The organism is Leucobacter sp. NPDC058333, assembly GCF_042726155.1.
GTDB lineage: Bacteria > Actinomycetota > Actinomycetes > Actinomycetales > Microbacteriaceae > Leucobacter.
Genome location: NZ_JBHXHV010000002.1, coordinates 189,233 through 205,521, shown reverse-complemented (window position 1 = coordinate 205,521; position 16,289 = coordinate 189,233). Strand labels below are relative to the sequence as shown.

General features: G+C 64.7%; 18 protein-coding genes. 15 read left to right on the top strand and 3 right to left on the bottom strand.

The window, feature by feature from the left end; translation table 11 throughout:
• Window positions 1-42: 42 nt before the first annotated feature.
• Window positions 43-609, bottom strand: a complete 567-nt coding sequence (cysE, locus tag ACFWHR_RS08835; RefSeq protein WP_382447932.1) for a serine O-acetyltransferase — start codon at window positions 607-609, stop codon at window positions 43-45.
• A gap of 11 nt (window positions 610-620) precedes the next feature.
• Window positions 621-1,556 (bottom strand): cysteine synthase A, encoded by a 936-nt coding sequence (gene cysK / locus ACFWHR_RS08830; RefSeq protein WP_382447931.1) that lies wholly within the window; start codon window positions 1,554-1,556, stop codon window positions 621-623.
• A 211-nt stretch (window positions 1,557-1,767) separates the two neighbouring features.
• Between cysK and prmC the strand changes: the two genes are divergently transcribed.
• The 14 genes from prmC to ACFWHR_RS08760 all read left to right on the top strand — a co-directional run bounded on the left by prmC (window position 1,768) and on the right by ACFWHR_RS08760 (window position 14,090).
• Window positions 1,768-2,673 (top strand): peptide chain release factor N(5)-glutamine methyltransferase, encoded by a 906-nt coding sequence (prmC, locus tag ACFWHR_RS08825; RefSeq protein WP_382447930.1) that lies wholly within the window; start codon window positions 1,768-1,770, stop codon window positions 2,671-2,673.
• 78 nt (window positions 2,674-2,751) lie between these two features.
• On the top strand, window positions 2,752-3,417 hold the full coding sequence (locus ACFWHR_RS08820) for an L-threonylcarbamoyladenylate synthase (protein ID WP_382447929.1): 666 nt from the start codon (window positions 2,752-2,754) through the stop codon (window positions 3,415-3,417).
• A gap of 1 nt (window position 3,418) precedes the next feature.
• Entirely contained in the window at window positions 3,419-4,627 is a 1,209-nt protein-coding gene (locus ACFWHR_RS08815; protein ID WP_382447928.1) for an MraY family glycosyltransferase, read from the top strand.
• Window positions 4,620-5,090, top strand: a complete 471-nt coding sequence (locus tag ACFWHR_RS08810; RefSeq protein ID WP_382447927.1) for a 3-oxoacyl-ACP reductase — start codon at window positions 4,620-4,622, stop codon at window positions 5,088-5,090. Before ACFWHR_RS08815 ends, ACFWHR_RS08810 begins: the two co-directional genes overlap by 8 nt.
• A gap of 159 nt (window positions 5,091-5,249) precedes the next feature.
• Window positions 5,250-6,074, top strand: a complete 825-nt coding sequence (gene atpB, locus ACFWHR_RS08805; RefSeq protein ID WP_382447926.1) for a F0F1 ATP synthase subunit A — start codon at window positions 5,250-5,252, stop codon at window positions 6,072-6,074.
• Between the two features lie 51 nt (window positions 6,075-6,125).
• On the top strand, window positions 6,126-6,347 hold the full coding sequence (gene atpE, locus ACFWHR_RS08800; RefSeq protein WP_166325026.1) for an ATP synthase F0 subunit C: 222 nt from the start codon (window positions 6,126-6,128) through the stop codon (window positions 6,345-6,347).
• 39 nt (window positions 6,348-6,386) lie between these two features.
• Window positions 6,387-6,938 carry a F0F1 ATP synthase subunit B gene (locus tag ACFWHR_RS08795; RefSeq protein WP_382447925.1) on the top strand — a complete coding sequence of 184 codons (552 nt, stop codon included), beginning with the start codon at window positions 6,387-6,389 and terminating at the stop codon, window positions 6,936-6,938.
• Complete coding sequence (locus tag ACFWHR_RS08790) at window positions 6,938-7,714, top strand: F0F1 ATP synthase subunit delta (RefSeq protein ID WP_382447924.1); 777 nt, start codon at window positions 6,938-6,940, stop codon at window positions 7,712-7,714. The genes ACFWHR_RS08795 and ACFWHR_RS08790 overlap by 1 nt, the downstream gene beginning before the upstream one ends.
• 54 nt (window positions 7,715-7,768) lie before the next feature.
• The gene (gene atpA, locus ACFWHR_RS08785; protein WP_382447923.1) at window positions 7,769-9,397 is read left to right on the top strand and encodes a F0F1 ATP synthase subunit alpha; all 1,629 of its coding nucleotides are present in this window, start codon (window positions 7,769-7,771) and stop codon (window positions 9,395-9,397) included.
• An 80-nt stretch (window positions 9,398-9,477) separates the two neighbouring features.
• Entirely contained in the window at window positions 9,478-10,368 is an 891-nt protein-coding gene (locus ACFWHR_RS08780; RefSeq protein ID WP_382447922.1) for a F0F1 ATP synthase subunit gamma, read from the top strand.
• A 22-nt stretch (window positions 10,369-10,390) separates the two neighbouring features.
• Entirely contained in the window at window positions 10,391-11,851 is a 1,461-nt protein-coding gene (atpD, locus tag ACFWHR_RS08775) for a F0F1 ATP synthase subunit beta (protein WP_382447921.1), read from the top strand.
• Between the two features lie 3 nt (window positions 11,852-11,854).
• Window positions 11,855-12,112, top strand: coding sequence for a F0F1 ATP synthase subunit epsilon (locus ACFWHR_RS08770; protein WP_382447920.1), 258 nt, complete (start codon window positions 11,855-11,857; stop codon window positions 12,110-12,112).
• A gap of 85 nt (window positions 12,113-12,197) precedes the next feature.
• Window positions 12,198-12,998, top strand: coding sequence for a YaaA family protein (locus ACFWHR_RS08765; protein WP_382447919.1), 801 nt, complete (start codon window positions 12,198-12,200; stop codon window positions 12,996-12,998).
• A gap of 30 nt (window positions 12,999-13,028) precedes the next feature.
• Window positions 13,029-14,090 (top strand): PP2C family protein-serine/threonine phosphatase, encoded by a 1,062-nt coding sequence (locus ACFWHR_RS08760; protein ID WP_382447918.1) that lies wholly within the window; start codon window positions 13,029-13,031, stop codon window positions 14,088-14,090.
• Window positions 14,091-14,297: 207 nt separating this feature from the next.
• On the opposite strand, the gene ACFWHR_RS08755 is transcribed toward ACFWHR_RS08760, so the two are convergent.
• Window positions 14,298-15,668: an aminotransferase class III-fold pyridoxal phosphate-dependent enzyme gene (locus ACFWHR_RS08755; RefSeq protein WP_382447917.1), complete on the bottom strand. Its 1,371-nt coding sequence runs from the start codon at window positions 15,666-15,668 to the stop codon at window positions 14,298-14,300.
• A 105-nt stretch (window positions 15,669-15,773) separates the two neighbouring features.
• Between ACFWHR_RS08755 and ACFWHR_RS08750 the strand changes: the two genes are divergently transcribed.
• Window positions 15,774-16,250 (top strand): OsmC family protein, encoded by a 477-nt coding sequence (locus tag ACFWHR_RS08750; RefSeq protein ID WP_382447916.1) that lies wholly within the window; start codon window positions 15,774-15,776, stop codon window positions 16,248-16,250.
• Window positions 16,251-16,289 lie beyond the last annotated feature (39 nt).

The following is a 16,289-nucleotide window of genomic DNA, read 5'->3' as shown; positions in this document are numbered from 1 at the left end:
GAGCTGCGAGCTGCACTGAACGATATCAGCGCGCAGTGCGCGTTAGATCACGTAGAAGTCTGCCATGTCGGGCTGTTCGATCGGAGCACCGCACCGCGGGCGACCCTGAGCCGGGATGCCGGTCAGCGTGGTCCACGGCGGCGCCGAACGCACCACGACGGCGTTTGAACCGACCGCGCTGTCGTGGCCAATTTCAATATTGCCGAGCAACTTCGCACCCGCACCGATGACGACGCGGTCGCCGACCGTTGGATGCCGTTTGCCGCGGTCGTGGCCGGTGCCGCCCAGGGTGACCCCGTGATACAGCAGCACGTCGTCGCCGATGACCGCCGTTTCGCCAATCACGACACCCATGCCGTGGTCGATGAAGAATCGGCGACCGATCGTGGCGCCGGGGTGGATTTCGATGCCGGAGCAGAAACGCGACACCTGCGAGATCGCGCGCGGCAGAAACCGCAGCCCGCGCTTCCAGAGCGCATGCGAGACCCGGTGCCACCACACCGAGTGCAGCCCCGAATACACGAAGAACACCTCCGCGGCACTGCGCGCTGCAGGATCATGCGCGCGTGCGGCGGAGATGTCTTCGCGAATGCGGGAGAACAGACTCACGTGAGGCGTTTTCAGGCGTTGAGGTCCTCGAACAGCACGGTCGAGAAGTAGCGCTCGCCAAAGTCAGGAACCACCACCACGATCTTCTTGCCCGCGTTCTCGGGCCGCTTCGCCACCTGCGTCGCGGCCCAGACGGCCGAACCGCCTGAGATGCCGGCGAGGATGCCCTCGTCGGTCGCGAGCGCACGCGCCTGCGCAATGGAATCGGCGAGTGTCACGTCGATGACCTCGTCGTAAACCTCGCGGTCGAGGATCGGCGGCACGAAGTTCGCGCCGAGACCCTGAATCTTGTGCGGGCCAGCGGTGCCCTCGGTCAGCAACGGGGAATCAATCGGCTCGACCGCGATGACCTGCACGCCGGGGTTCTGCTCCTTGAGGTAGCCGCCCGCGCCGGTGATCGTGCCGCCCGTGCCGATGCCCGCGACGAAGATGTCGACGGTGCCGTCTGTGTCGTTCCAGACCTCGGGGCCGGTCGTCGCGCGGTGAATGGCGGGGTTCGCGGGGTTCGCGAACTGCTTTGCGAGCACGGCACCCGCCGTGTTCGCGGCGATCTCTTCGGCCTTCGCGACCGCGCCCTTCATACCGAGGGGTCCCTCGGTGAGTACGATCTCCGCACCGTAGGCGAGGAGCAGCTTGCGGCGCTCGATGCTCATGGTCTCGGGCATGGTCAGGATCACGCGGTACCCGCGCGCGGCCCCGACGAAGGCGAGCGCGATACCGGTGTTACCGCTCGTGCCCTCAACGATGGTGCCGCCCGGCTGCAGCTCACCCGACTGCTCGGCTGCGTCGATGATGGCGATGCCGATACGATCCTTCACCGAGCCCGCGGGGTTGTAGAACTCGAGCTTCGCGAACACCTCCGCAGCCGCGCCATCGGTCACGCGGTTCAGGCGCACGAGCGGGGTGTTGCCGAATGCCTGGGTGATGTTTTCGTAGGTCCGTGCCATGGTGCTGCGTCCTCCTGAAGTCGAATGCTGGGGTGGCCGCGGGGGCCATCGATGCCTCTTCAAACTATAGCGATGAGTTATCGGTCGCGTTCGCAGAAGTTATGCAGGAAGTCGCCGTGTGACGGCCCTGATCGCGACGTGTCGGACGCCGCTTCGGGATCGGACCTCACGCGGCGCACGAGAAGAGCGCACCATGTGGGAGGGTGGTTACATGCAAGACGAACAGGGTGCGGTGGCAGAGGCTAGTGCCCGGATCGATGTGCTGCTCGCCGCGATGTGCGAGCGCATGCTCGCCGGCGGGATTGAGCACCCCGCGGCTGATGCCGAGCTGATTCTCGGTCACGTGCTGGGGGAGTCGCGCGGCCGCGTACAGGCCCTCGCGATTATGCGTGAAGAGATCAGTTCAACCGCGGCCGCCGCGGCTGTCGAGTTGACGGAGGAGCGAGCACGTCGTGTGCCACTGCAGCACCTCACCGGCCGGGCGCCATTCCGATCGATCGAGCTCGCCGTCGGACCGGGGGTCTTCGTGCCGCGACCGGAGACCGAGATCGTTGCGCAGTTCGCGATCGACGCGCTGCAGCTGGTGCCCGATCCGGAGCCCATTGCCGTCGATCTCTGCACGGGCAGCGGCGCCCTCGCTCTCGCGCTCGCGCACGAGGTGCCTCGCGCACGCGTGTGGGCGGTAGAGAAGAGCCGCGAGGCGCACGCCTGGGCCGAACGAAACGTCGCAGAGTGGGGCGACGACCGGGTATCCCTCGTTCAGGGAGACGTCACTGAGCTCGCGGCGATCACGGCGCTTGCGCCGCTCGTTGGCCGAGTGCACGTGCTGGTCTCGAACCCGCCCTACGTACCGAGCAACATGGTGCCGCGTGATCCCGAGGTGCGCGATCACGATCCCGAGCTCGCGCTGTATGGCGGCCTCGACGGTCTCGATATTGTGCGCAACATCAGCCGATCGGCGCGCGCGTTCGTGGTGCCAGGCGGATCCCTCGTGCTCGAGCACGCCGAAACGCAGGGCCGCGCGATTCGCGAACTCCTCACCGCCGACGGCTGGCGCGCAGCGGCGACGCACCCCGACCTCACCGGTCGAGACCGCGCGACGACAGCGGTGCGCTGAGCGGGCTCGGCGCGCAGCAATCAGAATGCGCAGCGGCAGCCAGTATTGGCAGCTGCGGCAGGAGTAGAGTAGGCAGTTATGGCCGAGGTCTTCGATTGCACTGAGAGTTCCCAACTGCTCGCAGGAACGCGCACCGCGCGGCAGGCGATTGGACGCGGTGAACTGATCGTGATGCCGACCGACACCGTCTACGGCGTCGCGGCCGACGCGTTCAGTCCCGCTGCCGTGCAGCGCCTGCTTGACGCAAAGGGGCGAGGCCGTCAATCGCCGCCTCCGGTATTGATTCCGAACACCGACACACTCGCAGCGCTTGCTGCCGAGGTGACCGCCCCCGTTCGTGCGCTCGCGGATGCGTTCTGGCCGGGTGCGCTGACGATCATTACGCGGGCGAACCCGCTGCTCAGCTGGGATCTGGGGGAGACCGGTGGCACCGTCGCGCTGCGCATCCCGCAGCAGCCGCTCGCGCTCGAACTACTCCGCGAAACCGGCCCACTCGCCGTCTCGTCGGCGAACCTGACGGGTCAGCCGGCGGCACGCACGGCAGCAGAGGCACGCGAGATGCTGGGCGATTCCGTCGCTGTCTATCTCGAAGCGGGTGAGGCAGCGGGCAACGGCGTAGCGTCAACGATCGTCGATGCAACGGGGCTCACGGAAGACGGCGGCGAAATTCGAATCCTGCGTGAGGGTGGTGTCTCCCGAACCGCAATCGCGGAGCTCCTGCCGCAGGTGACCTTCGGGGAGTAGCATGCTCGCCTACGTGACGGTGGTCGCGGTCGCGGCACTGGTCACCGCGGCGGCCTCTTGGGGAGTACTCCGACTCAGCCGACGATTCCGCTTGGCGCCGGAGGTGCGCGCCCGCGACGTGCACACGGCGCCGACGCCGCGGCTCGGCGGAATTGCGATGTTCCTGGGCATCATCGCCGCGTTTCTCGTTGCGGGAACGCAGCAGGAGTTCGCGTCCTTGTTCGAGCAGTCCAATCAAATGTGGGCCCTGCTCGGATCGTGCGCGATCATCGCCGTCGTCGGGGTGCTCGATGACCTGCTCGACCTCGACTGGATGATCAAGCTCGCTGCGCAGCTCGTCGCCTCGGGGCTGCTTGCGTGGAGCGGTATACAGATCGTCTCGCTGCCCTTTGGAGACACCCTAATTATTGGCTCGCCCGTCGTGAATTTCGTCATCACGGTCTTCCTCATGACGCTCGTGATGAACGCGGTGAACTTCTTAGACGGCCTTGACGGCCTCGTCGCCGGCGTCGCGATCATCGCGAATTCGCTCTTCTTTATCTATACCCGACTGCTCAATGACCAAATCGGCCGCGTCGACTCGGTGATTCTTGCCAGTCTTATCGCGCTCGTGATCGTCGGGATCTGCGTCGGCTTTCTCCCCTTCAACTGGCATCGCGCACGGATGTTCATGGGGGATACCGGGGCGCTGCTGGTCGGGCTGCTCATGGCAACCTCGACGGTGTCTGTGACAGGGCAGCTCAATCCGGCTGCGCTGGATCAAAAACTGGTGCTCGCGAGTTACATTCCGATCATTTTGCCGATTGCCGTGCTCGCTCTACCGCTCGCCGACTTTACGCTGGCGGTAGTGCGTCGGCTGCGGGCTGGCAAGAGCCCGTTTACCGCCGATCGGCTTCACCTGCACCACCGACTGCTCGACATGGGCCATTCGCCGCTGCAGGCCGTCTGTATCTTCTACGCGGGGACTACGGTGCTGTCGGTTGCGGTGCTGCTCGTGTTCACGACGCAGAGCTTCCTATTGCCAGCGATTGTGCTCAGCGTTGGAGGGCTCGCGACCTTCGCTCTGCTGATGTATCCGGCGAAGCGCCTTCGTGCAGCCGCTGCCGAGCGCGGCTTGGTACCGTTGACGGGACGGCGCACACGAGCCGGCGCCGCCGGCGTCGATCCTGCTCGCACCGAAGACGCCGCCGAAAGGACCCAGAGTGAGTGATCTCGCGCAGCCAGACGAGACCGGACCTCGGCCCATGCCGTCGTCGCAGCCCGTGCTCTTGCGCGCGCTGCGCTGGGGGCTCATCGTCACCGCGGCTCTCATCGTCATCTTCGCCGTGATCGGATTTCTTGTCTCGGAGCAGCGGGGCCTCTGGGGCGGCGTGATCGGCACGGTACTCGGCGGTCTGTTCCTCATGATGACGGTCGGCAGCATTGCATTTGCGAACCGATTCATCGAGCGCGACTTCTACATCACGGCGTTCTTTGGCATTGTGCTGGGGAGCTGGGTATTTAAATTCATCGTCTTTATCGTCGCCGTCGTGCTGCTGCGAGATGCGGCGTGGCTCGACACCCGCGTGATGTTCTTCGGCGTGATCGCGAGTGTCATTGCATCGCTCGCGCTCGACGTGATTGTGATCTCAACGTCTCGCATCCCGATCATCTCGGAGCGAACTCGCCCATAATCACGGCAGAAACCTCCATCTGGGTTTCTCCTGGGGTGAAAATATTGATACAATCAAATATGTTCCCTGGCGGGCTGATTGAGCTGTGCCTACGCAGCCCCGGGGTGCACGACCACCGTTCGACACCGTGCTGGCTGATGCCGCACCGAAGTCAGGAGAATGGCGCTGTTCGCTAACGCTATGCACCTCGTGGCCCCCGTACTTTTCGCGGCCGAAGAGGGTGAATTCCACGCGCCGACGATGGCCGAGTTCTTCCCCGACATCGTGCTGTTCGAAGGTACGCCGTTCGCGATGAACCGGATCATGTTGATCCGTGTCCTCATGACCGTTGTGCTGCTGGTCCTTTTCTGGCTCGGTACTCGTCGGATGCGTGTCATCCCGACCCGCGGGCAGTCCCTAACCGAGATGGCGCTCGATTTCGTGCGCGTCAACATCGCGGAAGACCTGCTCGGCAAAAAAGACGGGCGCCGATTCCTTCCCATCCTCACGGCCATGTTCTTCACGGTCCTTGCCTTCAACATCACGGGCATCGTTCCCGGGTTGAACATCGCGTCTAGCGCGGTGATTGGCTTGCCGCTGACACTGGCCGCGATCTCATACATCACCTTCATTTATGCGGGTGTCAAGAAGAGCCCGGGCAACTTCTTCAAGAACGCGCTCTTCCCGTCGGGTGTGCCCAAGGGCATTTACATCATCGTGACGCCGATCGAGTTCGTCTCGACCTTCGTCATCCGCCCGGTCACCCTGACGCTCCGACTCCTCATGAACATGATGGTCGGGCACCTTCTGCTGGTGCTGCTGTTCGCTGCAACGCAGTTCTTCCTGTTCTCCGGCGAGGGCTTCTTCAAGCTCTTCGGCGTCGGAACATTCGCGTTCGGCGCGGCGTTCACGCTCTTCGAGCTGCTCGTTGCTGTACTGCAGGCCTACGTCTTCGCACTTCTCACCGCTGTCTACATCCAGCTCGCGCTGGCTGAAGAGCACTAACCAATCGGGTTCGGCACTCGCCGCACTCACATACGGAAGGAAACACATACCGTGTCTGTTCTCGCTGAAATCTCGGGCAACATTGCAACCGTCGGTTACGGCCTCGCTGCCATCGGCCCCGCCATCGGCGTGGGTATCGTCGTCGGCAAGACCATCGAGGGTGTCGCCCGCCAGCCCGAGCTCGCCGGCCGCCTCCAGGTCCTGATGTGGATCGGCATCGCGTTCACCGAGGCGCTCGCGTTCATCGCGATCGCAACGCCGTTCATCTTCTAGACCTCTCTAACCTTTCCCTAGTCTCGAAAGGGAGGCTCGATGAATAACGTAGTCTTCGCTGCTGCGGAAGAGGGCGCGAACCATAACCCGCTGCTCCCCGCAACGTACGACATCGTGTGGTCGCTCGTCGTCTTCGCCATCATCCTCGTCGCATTCTGGAAGGTCTTCCTTCCCAAGATGCAGACGATGCTTGATGCGCGTGCAGAGGCGATCGAGGGCAACATCGCCAAGGCCGACGAGGCTCAGGCGAAGGCCGAGGCCGCACTCCAGGAATACACCGCTCAGCTCGCAAGTGCGCGTCAGGAGGCCGGCGAGATTCGCGAGTCGGCACGCCTCGACGCGAACAAGATCGTGGCCAAGGCCAAGGACGACGCGACGACTGAGCAGGCTCGCATCACCCACGCCGCACAGGTGCAGATCGAAGCAGAGCGCCAGAGCGCGGTCGTTTCGCTCCGTAAGGACGTGGGCTCGCTCGCTATCGACCTCGCTTCGAGCGTCGTCGGCGAAACGCTCACTGACGACCAGAAGGCTTCGGCGCTCGTCGACCGCTTCCTGGCCGACCTCGAAGCATCCGAGAAGGCGGCTCAGTAATGGGAAGCGCGTCACGCGAAGCACTGGCCCAGGCGCGCACCGCGCTCGGGTCGGGACTCGACACGAACACCGGTGGCGAGCTGCTGCAGGCGGCGAGCCAGATCGCCGAGAGCCCCGCGCTCGCTTCGGCGCTCAGCGACGGCTCGGCTCCGGCTGCTGCCAAATCGCAGGTGGTCGAGCGGCTCTTCAGCGGTCTCTCCGCTGGCGCGCGCTCCGTGCTCACTGCAGCTGTTCACGCCCGGTGGTCAAATGTCGCCGAGTTTGTGTCGGGAGTCGAAGAACTCGGTATTCGTGCCGTGGGCCTCGCACATCCGTCGCTCTCCGATGATCTGCTCGCGGTGGTCGACGTTGTCGACCGCAGCCACGAGCTGCAGCTCAGCCTCGGAAGCAAGCTGGCAGATCCTGCTGGCAAGCTCGCCCTCGTGCAGCGTCTCTTTGATGGGAAGACCTCGGTCGCGGCCATGCAGGTCGTCTCGCATCTGGTTGCAAGCCCGCGCGGTCGACGTCTCGACGTCACACTGCGTCAGGCAGCACGCCTCGCAGCTGACGAGATCGGCAGCGAACTCGCAGCGGTCACCGTCGCGACTCCGCTCTCCGGAGATCAGCAGCAGCGGCTCGCGCGCGCACTTGAGCAGTCGGTGGGACGCCCCGTGCGCATCACGACCGTGGTAGACCCGCGCCTCGTCGGCGGCATTCGCGTGCAGATCGCCGACGACGTGATCGACGGCAGCGTTCGCGCTCGCCTGGAAGATCTCCGACAGCAGCTCGCTGCATAGCGACAACTTTTCACCCCCGGGGGCTGCGCTTCCGGAACAGACAGAGGAAACGAAATGGCAGAACTCTCAATCAGCCCGGACGAGATCCGTAACGCGCTGAAGGACTTCGCAGCGTCGTACGAGCCCACCGATGCTGGCAAGATCGAGGTTGGCACCGTAGTCGACGCCGCAGACGGCATCGCCCACGTTGACGGCCTCCCGGGTGTGATGGCAAACGAACTGATCCGCTTCGCGGACGGCACGCTTGGCCTCGCGCAGAACCTGGAAGAAAACGAAATCGGCGTCGTGGTGCTCGGTGAGTTCACCGGCATCGAGGAGGGCCAGCAGGTCACCCGCACCGGCGAGGTGCTGTCGGTTCCCGTGGGCGAGGGCTACCTCGGTCGCGTCGTCGATCCGCTCGGTAAGCCCATCGATGGTCTCGGCGAGATCACCGGTATCGAGGGCCGTCGTGCCCTCGAGCTCCAGGCGCCCGGCGTGATGCAGCGCAAGTCGGTGCACGAGCCCCTGCAGACCGGCATCAAGGCGATCGACGCCATGATCCCCGTCGGCCGTGGCCAGCGCCAGCTCATCATCGGCGACCGTCAGACCGGCAAGACCGCGATTGCGATCGACACGATCATCAATCAGAAGTCGAACTGGGAGTCGGGCGACACGACGAAGCAGGTGCGTTGCATCTACGTCGCAATCGGCCAGAAGGGCTCGACCATCGCTTCGGTGAAGGGCGCGCTCGAGGACGCTGGCGCGATGGAGTACACCACCATCGTCGCTTCGCCGGCTTCTGATCCCGCAGGCTTCAAGTACCTCGCTCCCTACACCGGTTCGGCCATTGGTCAGCACTGGATGTACGCGGGCAAGCACGTACTAGTGATCTTTGACGATCTGTCGAAGCAGGCAGAGGCGTACCGCGCCGTATCGCTGCTGCTGCGTCGCCCGCCGGGGCGCGAGGCTTACCCGGGTGACGTCTTCTACCTGCACTCGCGTCTGCTGGAGCGGTGTGCAAAGCTCTCTGACGAGCTCGGTGCTGGTTCGATGACCGGTCTCCCGATCATCGAGACCAAGGCGAACGACGTCTCGGCATACATCCCGACGAACGTGATCTCGATCACCGACGGCCAGATCTTCCTCCAGTCGGACCTGTTCAACGCGAACCAGCGCCCGGCGGTCGACGTGGGCATCTCGGTGTCGCGCGTGGGTGGCGACGCTCAGGTGAAGTCGATCAAGAAGGTTTCGGGCACGTTGAAGCTGGAGCTCGCGCAGTACCGCGCACTCGAGGCCTTCGCGATGTTCGCATCCGACCTTGACCCGACCAGCCGCAAGCAGCTCGAGCGTGGCGCACGCCTCACCGAGCTCCTGAAGCAGCCGCAGTACACGCCGTACCCGGTTGAGGAGCAGACCGTCTCGATCTGGGCCGGTACCAAGGGCTTCCTGGACGACGTGCCGGTGGAGGACATCCTCCGCTTCGAGCGCGAGTTCCTCGACTACCTGGGCCGCAACTCGGAGGCGCTGAACACGCTCCGTGCAACCAACGTGCTCGATGACGACACAGTCGCCGAGCTCGAGAGCCAGATCGGTAAGTTCACGAGCGAGTTCCGCACGTCGAGCGGTCAGAGCCTGGCCGAGCAGTTCGATGCGATCGACGAAGCCGAGATCAAGCAGGAGCAGTTGGTCGTCAACAAGAAGTAGGGCTGCTGAGGCGGGGGCTTCGGCCCCCACCTCACCCCGAACCTTGACTACCAGCCAGCCCCAACGACTACAGGAGAGACATGGGAGCGCAACTTCGGGTCTACCGGCAGAAAATTCGTTCTGCCCAGACGACCAAGAAGATCACCCGTGCGATGGAGCTGATCGCGGCATCTCGCATTCAGAAGGCGAAGGCACGCGTCGAAGCTTCGACGCCCTACGCGACTGCGATCACCCGCGCGGTTTCGGCCGTCGCCACGCACTCGAACAATGACCACCCGCTGCTCACTGAGGCCGAACACGTCGAGCGCGCAGCGGTCGTCATCTTCACCTCTGATCGCGGCCTCGCGGGCGCTTTCAACTCGCAGGTTCTGCGTGAGGCAGAACAGCTCAGCGAGTTGCTTCGCTCCGAGGGCAAAGATGTCGTGTACTTCCTGATCGGTCGTAAGGCCCAGGGGTACTTCTCGTTCCGCCGTCGCGCCTCCGAGCGCGTCTGGACGGGAGACACCGAGAACCCGACGTTTGAGACCGGCACCGAGGTTGCAGAAGCTCTGCTCCAGGTCTTCGGGCGCCCTGCTTCTGAGGGCGGCGCGCAAGAGATTCACCTCGTATACAACCGCCTCATCAGCATGGTCAGCCAGGTGCCGCAGGTGCACCGACTGCTGCCTCTGCAGATCGTTGAGGGTGTTGCCGAGGCAACCGACGAACCGGGAGCCCTGTACGAATTCGAGCCGGATGCAGACGCCGTGCTCGATCGTCTTCTCCCCGCCTACATCGAGTCGCGCGTGTACAACGCGATGCTCGAGTCGGCCGCGGCGAAGCACGCTGCGACGCAGAAGGCAATGAAGTCCGCAAGTGATAACGCCGACTCGCTGATCCGGGATTACACCCGCCTCGCGAACAACGCGCGCCAGGCGGAAATCACCCAGCAGATTTCCGAGATCGTGGGCGGCGCTGACGCGCTGTCCGGTTAAACCAGCACGAAGAGAGAGAATCATGACCGAAACCGCCGCAGTGGCGTCTGAGGCCACCAAGGTTGTCGGGCGGATCGCTCGAGTTACCGGGCCCGTCGTCGACATCGAGTTCCCCCACGATGCGATTCCCGCCGTCTACAACGCGCTTGAGACCACCGTCGACTTCGGCGATGGCACCGAGTCGTCGCAGCTCGTGCTCGAGGTCGCACAGCACCTGGGCGACAACCTCGTCCGCGCAATCGCTCTGAAGCCGACTGACGGCCTCGTGCGTGGCCAGGAAGTCTTCGACACCGCCGGCCCCATCAGCGTGCCCGTCGGTGACATCACCAAGGGCAAGGTGTTCGACGTTGCTGGCAACGTGCTCAACCTGCCCGACGGTGAGACCATCGAGGTCACCGAGCGCTGGGGCATCCACCGCACCCCGCCGGCCTTCGACCAGCTCGAGTCGAAGACTGAGCTCTTCGAGACCGGCATCAAGTCGATCGACCTGCTGACCCCCTACGTGCAGGGCGGCAAGATCGGCCTGTTCGGCGGCGCGGGCGTGGGCAAGACCGTGCTCATCCAGGAAATGATTCAGCGCGTGGCGCAGGATCACGGCGGCGTCTCGGTGTTCGCCGGCGTCGGCGAGCGTACCCGTGAGGGCAACGACCTCATCCACGAGATGGAAGAAGCTGGCGTCTTCGACAAGACCGCCCTCGTATTCGGCCAGATGGATGAGCCGCCGGGAACGCGTCTGCGCGTCGCTCTGTCGGCGCTGACCATGGCGGAGTACTTCCGCGATGTGCAGAAGCAGGACGTGCTGCTCTTCATTGACAACATTTTCCGCTTCACGCAGGCAGGTTCCGAGGTCTCGACGCTGCTCGGCCGTATGCCCTCGGCAGTGGGCTACCAGCCCAACCTTGCGGACGAGATGGGTGTGCTCCAGGAGCGCATCACCTCGACGCGTGGCCACTCGATCACCTCGCTGCAGGCGATCTACGTGCCCGCCGACGATTACACCGATCCGGCTCCCGCCACGACGTTCGCGCACCTCGACGCCACCACCGAGCTTTCGCGCGAAATCGCGTCGAAGGGTCTGTACCCGGCGATCGACCCGCTGACCTCGACCTCGCGTATTCTTGACCCCCGTTACTTGGGCGAAGATCACTACCGCGTGGCGACCACGGTCAAGGCGATTCTGCAGAAGAACAAGGAACTTCAGGAGATCATCGCGATCCTCGGTGTTGACGAGCTCTCTGAAGAAGACAAGATCACCGTGTCGCGTGCGCGCCGCATTCAGCAGTTCCTCTCGCAGAACACCTACATGGCGAAGAAGTTCACCGGTGTCGAGGGTTCGACGGTTCCGCTCAAGGAGACCATCGAGTCGTTCGACGCTATCGCCAAGGGCGAGTTCGACCACGTTGCAGAGCAGGCGTTCTTCAACGTCGGTGGCATCAACGATGTCGAAGAGAACTGGGCTCGCATGCAGAAGGATCTGGCGTAAGCGATGGCACTGAACGTGAGTGTCGTCTCGGCTGAGCGACAGGTCTGGTCGGGCGAAGCCTCCCAGGTCATCGCAAAGACGGTCGAGGGCGAGATCGGCATCCTCAGCGGTCACGAGCCGCTGCTCGCGCTGCTGGCGAAGGGCGAGGTTCGCGTGACCACCGCTGGCGGCGACAAGGTCGCGGTCGAAGCTGAGGGCGGTTTCCTCTCGGTTGACCACGACAACATCACCATCGTCGCGGGTCGCGCTACCGTAGCGTAGTCCCCGGCATCGACGAAGAGGCCGATCATCCTCCCTGTGGGAGCGATGGTCGGCCTCTTGTCTTACTCCACACAGAAAGCGTTGCATGCTTCTCCTCCTGCCCCCGTCTGAGACGAAGCGCTCTGGTGGCACCGGAGCCTTTGATCCGACTCGGCTGCGCTATGCGGCGGAACTCACCGGTCTTCGGAGTCGTGTGCGTGAAGCGCTCGAAACGCTCAGCGAAGACGAAGCAGCCGCGGCGAAAACGCTCAAACTCGGGGTGAAGAACCGCGGCGAGCTCGCCCACAATTTGCGGCTGGGGGAGAGCGGTGTTCTGCCCGCGATCGAGCGGTATACGGGCGTGCTCTATGACGCCCTCGACGTGGCCTCACTCGACCCTGAATCGCGTGCCTGGCTCGACACCCATGTCGCCGTGCAGTCGGCGCTCTTCGGCATTATTGGCGCTGGCGACAAGATTCCCGCCTACCGGCTTTCGGCGAGCGCGCGGCTGCCTGAGCTGAAGACGCCGCTCAAACGCATCTGGAGCGCGGCACACGCTGAGATTCCCTGGGCTGAAGCCGCTGAATTCGTGCTCGACCTGCGGTCCCAAGACTACGGCGCGCTCGCTCCGCTGCCCGAGGGCGTTGGCTGGTTTCTGCACGTGGTGCAGCGCGGGCCGGACGGCGAGGTGCGCGCTCTCAACCACTTCAACAAGTCCGCCAAGGGCGACCTCGTGCGGCGGCTCGCGAATTCTCAGGCCAACATCGCCGGGATCGACGCGCTATTGGCGTGGGCCGGTCAGGAAGGCCTTGATATGCAGGCGGATCCGGAGCGCCGCGTGGTTACGCTCGTGACCGATCACGGTGCGCCGGCCCCGGGGTCCTCGCTACAAACGGATGCAGGGTAATATGGCTACGGTGTCGAAGAGAGGGAAGCTGTGACGGCTCGCGGAGAGAACGGTGTTCGGCGTCGGCTGAACTACCGCGCCGGAGGCGATCTCGAGCTTGAACTCTCGTGGTACGCGCTGACCGATGTGGGTCGGCGACGTGAAAAAAACCAGGACAGCTATGTCACGGCGCCCCCGGTGTTCGCCATCGCCGATGGCATGGGCGGGCACTCCGCCGGCGAGATCGCTTCGGCAGCGGTCGTGCGACGGCTTGCCGAACTCGGTGGCAAAGCACTCGTCACCCAAGAAGACATTGACGAAACGCTCGGCGATGCCGTCGACGATATTGAACTTGACGCGGGCGATACGGAGCTGGGTGCCGGAACCACGGTGACCGGTGTGGTGCTCGGCACCGACGCTGAGCCCACCTGGCGCGTGTTTAACATTGGCGACTCCAGGGTCTACCAGTATTTCAAGGGTGCACTGAGCCAGATCACCGTCGATCACTCAGTGGTGCAGCACCTCATTGACACCGGCGCAATCACTGAAGAAGAGGCCGAGGTTCACCCTCACGCGAACGTCATCACGCGCGCGGTGGGTTTCAACGAGGCGCCTATTCCCGACTACACGTCACTCGCGTTGATTCCCGGGCAGCGCATCCTGATCTGCTCGGACGGACTGACCAAAGAGCTGACCGATATCGGTATCCAGCACTTCCTCGCGACAGAGCCTACGGCCGAGGGCGCAGCGCGGGCCCTGGTGAGCCACGCGCTCGAAAACGCCGGGCGCGATAACGTCACCGTGGTCGTCATTGACGTGCACGCGGTCGGCGATGTGATCGATACGGGCAGCCTGGCCGGGTCCGGCATCGAAATCACCGACACGGCGCCGTCTCCGGTGCCGACCGGTGCCAGTGATGCGTCGCCGAGCGACACTCCGGCCCAGTCGCTTGATGCTTCCGCCGATGCGACGACTGCGAACGCACCCGAGAGCGTCAAGACCGAACACACGGCGCCGGATCAACCGGACTCGGACCAGGTTCCCTGCGACGAGGACGCCGACATCGAGCCGGTAATCCTTCCGGGGGCACCACCGAAGTCAGAGCAGGCCTAGCGCACGCTTTGCCGGTGCCGACGAGGGCTCTGTCGTCGCAGAGCCCCTCGGGTGTCGCCGAGTCCCTCCGTTGCCGCCGAACCCCTACGCCAATTGCGTGTTCGGCGAAGGGGTTCGGTGACGGAGAAGGGGTTCGACGAGGGCAGGGGCGGTCAGCGAGCGAGCCGCCTCGCGAGCGGCGGGGCGACGACCGCGCGAGCGGCCGTGCTACACCGTGGCGGCGGCGAATGACTCCTGCAGCACCGTCAACACGTCGGCGATGATCGCGTCGGTCATCTTGAGTGACGGCAGGAAGCGGATCGCCTGGTTGTGTACGCCGCTGCTCAAGAGCAGCACGCCGCGCTCAGCCGCCTCGGCGATCACGCGCGCGACGAGGTCAACGTCGGGCTCGAGCGTGCCGGGGCGCGTCAGCTCGATTGCGAGCATCGCCCCCACACCGCGCACCTCGGCGATCGCCGGGAACTGCTGCTGCAGTTCGCGCAGGCCGCCACCAAACGTCGACTCGATGCGGCGCGCTTCGGCGAGCAGATCGAGCGCCTCGATCTGCTCGAACACGGCAACGGCCGCGGCGCACGAGACGGGGTTGCCGCCGAAGGTTCCGCCGAGCCCACCGGGCTGCGACACGTCCATGATGTCGGCGCGGCCGGTAATGCCAGCGAGCGGCAGGCCGCCCGCGATGCCCTTGGCCGAGAGCACGATGTCGGGAATCACGCCAAACTGCTCAATCGAGAACACGGTGCCGGTGCGCGCCATGCCCGCCTGCACCTCATCGGCGATGAACACGACGCCGTTGTCACGGCACCACTCGGCGAGCGCCGGAAGGAAGCCGTCGGCCGGAACAATGAAGCCGCCCTCGCCCTGGATGGGTTCGACGACGAGGCACGCGAGGTCTGACGCCCCTGCCTGCTTCTCAAGGTAGGCAATGGTGCGGGCCGCGGCTTCGGTGCCGGTCAAACCATCGTGCAGCGGGTAGGAGTTTGGCGCCTTGTAGATGTCGCCAGCACGCGGACCGTAGCCGAGCGCGTACGGCGCAGCCTTGTGGTTCATGCTGCTCGTGAGCAGGGTGCGGCCGTGGTAGGCGTGCTCAAGCACCGCGACGCCCGGGCGTCCCGTGAACTTGCGCGCGATCTTGACACCGTTTTCAACGGCCTCGGCGCCCGAGTTCATGAGCAGCGTCTTGTAGGGCGCCGCCTCTGTCGAACCGGGTACGTGCTTCGCGAGGTGCTCGGCGACCTGCACGTAGGGCTCGTACGGCGTCATCGTGAACAGTGTGTGGGTCACGCTCTGCAACTGCGCGGTGGCGGCGGCCACGACGCGGTCGTCGGTATGGCCGATCGTGGTGACGCCGATGCCACCGCAGACGTCAATGATCTGGTTCCCGTCGACATCGACGAGAATCGAGTCGTGCGCACGCTCGATGTACACGGGCAGCACACTGTGCACGCCGGGGGGTACGACGGCCTGACGTCGTGCATGGATCTCGCGCGAGCGCGGGCCGGGAATCGCGGTGCGGACGAGTCGCTCCTGCGGAACGGAAGATTCGGTGCTGACTGCTACGGTGCTGGTCGCTGAACTCATGGTCTCGATCCTACTCTCGCCTCGCGATGCTCCTGCCGCACGCCCCTGGGGCACGTCCCAGCCATGCGCACCGCGCACTGTCGCCTCCCGGTCTAGGGTGGACGCATGAAGGATCTGCACGAGTACCGCATCGGCATCGAGTGGGCAGGCAACCGCGGCACCGGAACGAGCGGATATCGCGAGTACGGCCGCCAGCTGTTGATCCACGCCGATGGCAAGCCGGCGCTTGAGGGGTCGGCAGATCCGACGTTCCACGGGGATCGGGACCGCTGGAACCCCGAGGAGCTGCTCGTTTCGGCGCTCGCCCAGTGCCACATGCTGTCGTACCTGCACATGGCTGTGCGCGCGGGGGTCGTCGTCACGGCCTACACCGACGCGGCCACGGGCGTGATGCGGCAGCGCGGGATCGGCGGCGCCTTTGAAGAGGTCGTGCTGCGGCCGCGGGTCACCGTTGCCGACGAGTCGATGGTCGAGGCGGCGCGTGCCGCGCATGCGGACGCGTACGAGGCCTGCTTTATCGCGAATTCGGTCAACTTTCCGGTGCGCCACGAGCCGGAGGTCGTCGTCGCATCGGGGGAGTAGCAGCGGGGCCGTCACACGGCCAGTTCGACGCCGGGTTCC

Excerpts from the sequence above, each read along its gene's own strand:
- cysK (WP_382447931.1), bottom strand. The coding sequence starts at position 1,556 with ATGGCACGGACCTACGAAAACATCACCCAGGCATTCGGCAACACCCCG.
- prmC (WP_382447930.1), top strand. The coding sequence starts at position 1,768 with ATGCAAGACGAACAGGGTGCGGTGGCAGAGGCTAGTGCCCGGATCGAT.
- ACFWHR_RS08820 (WP_382447929.1), top strand. The coding sequence starts at position 2,752 with ATGGCCGAGGTCTTCGATTGCACTGAGAGTTCCCAACTGCTCGCAGGA.
- ACFWHR_RS08815 (WP_382447928.1), top strand. The coding sequence starts at position 3,419 with ATGCTCGCCTACGTGACGGTGGTCGCGGTCGCGGCACTGGTCACCGCG.
- atpB (WP_382447926.1), top strand. The coding sequence starts at position 5,250 with ATGGCGCTGTTCGCTAACGCTATGCACCTCGTGGCCCCCGTACTTTTC.
- ACFWHR_RS08795 (WP_382447925.1), top strand. The coding sequence starts at position 6,387 with ATGAATAACGTAGTCTTCGCTGCTGCGGAAGAGGGCGCGAACCATAAC.
- ACFWHR_RS08790 (WP_382447924.1), top strand. The coding sequence starts at position 6,938 with ATGGGAAGCGCGTCACGCGAAGCACTGGCCCAGGCGCGCACCGCGCTC.
- atpA (WP_382447923.1), top strand. The coding sequence starts at position 7,769 with ATGGCAGAACTCTCAATCAGCCCGGACGAGATCCGTAACGCGCTGAAG.
- ACFWHR_RS08780 (WP_382447922.1), top strand. The coding sequence starts at position 9,478 with ATGGGAGCGCAACTTCGGGTCTACCGGCAGAAAATTCGTTCTGCCCAG.
- atpD (WP_382447921.1), top strand. The coding sequence starts at position 10,391 with ATGACCGAAACCGCCGCAGTGGCGTCTGAGGCCACCAAGGTTGTCGGG.
- ACFWHR_RS08770 (WP_382447920.1), top strand. The coding sequence starts at position 11,855 with ATGGCACTGAACGTGAGTGTCGTCTCGGCTGAGCGACAGGTCTGGTCG.
- ACFWHR_RS08765 (WP_382447919.1), top strand. The coding sequence starts at position 12,198 with ATGCTTCTCCTCCTGCCCCCGTCTGAGACGAAGCGCTCTGGTGGCACC.
- ACFWHR_RS08755 (WP_382447917.1), bottom strand. The coding sequence starts at position 15,668 with ATGAGTTCAGCGACCAGCACCGTAGCAGTCAGCACCGAATCTTCCGTT.
- ACFWHR_RS08750 (WP_382447916.1), top strand. The coding sequence starts at position 15,774 with ATGAAGGATCTGCACGAGTACCGCATCGGCATCGAGTGGGCAGGCAAC.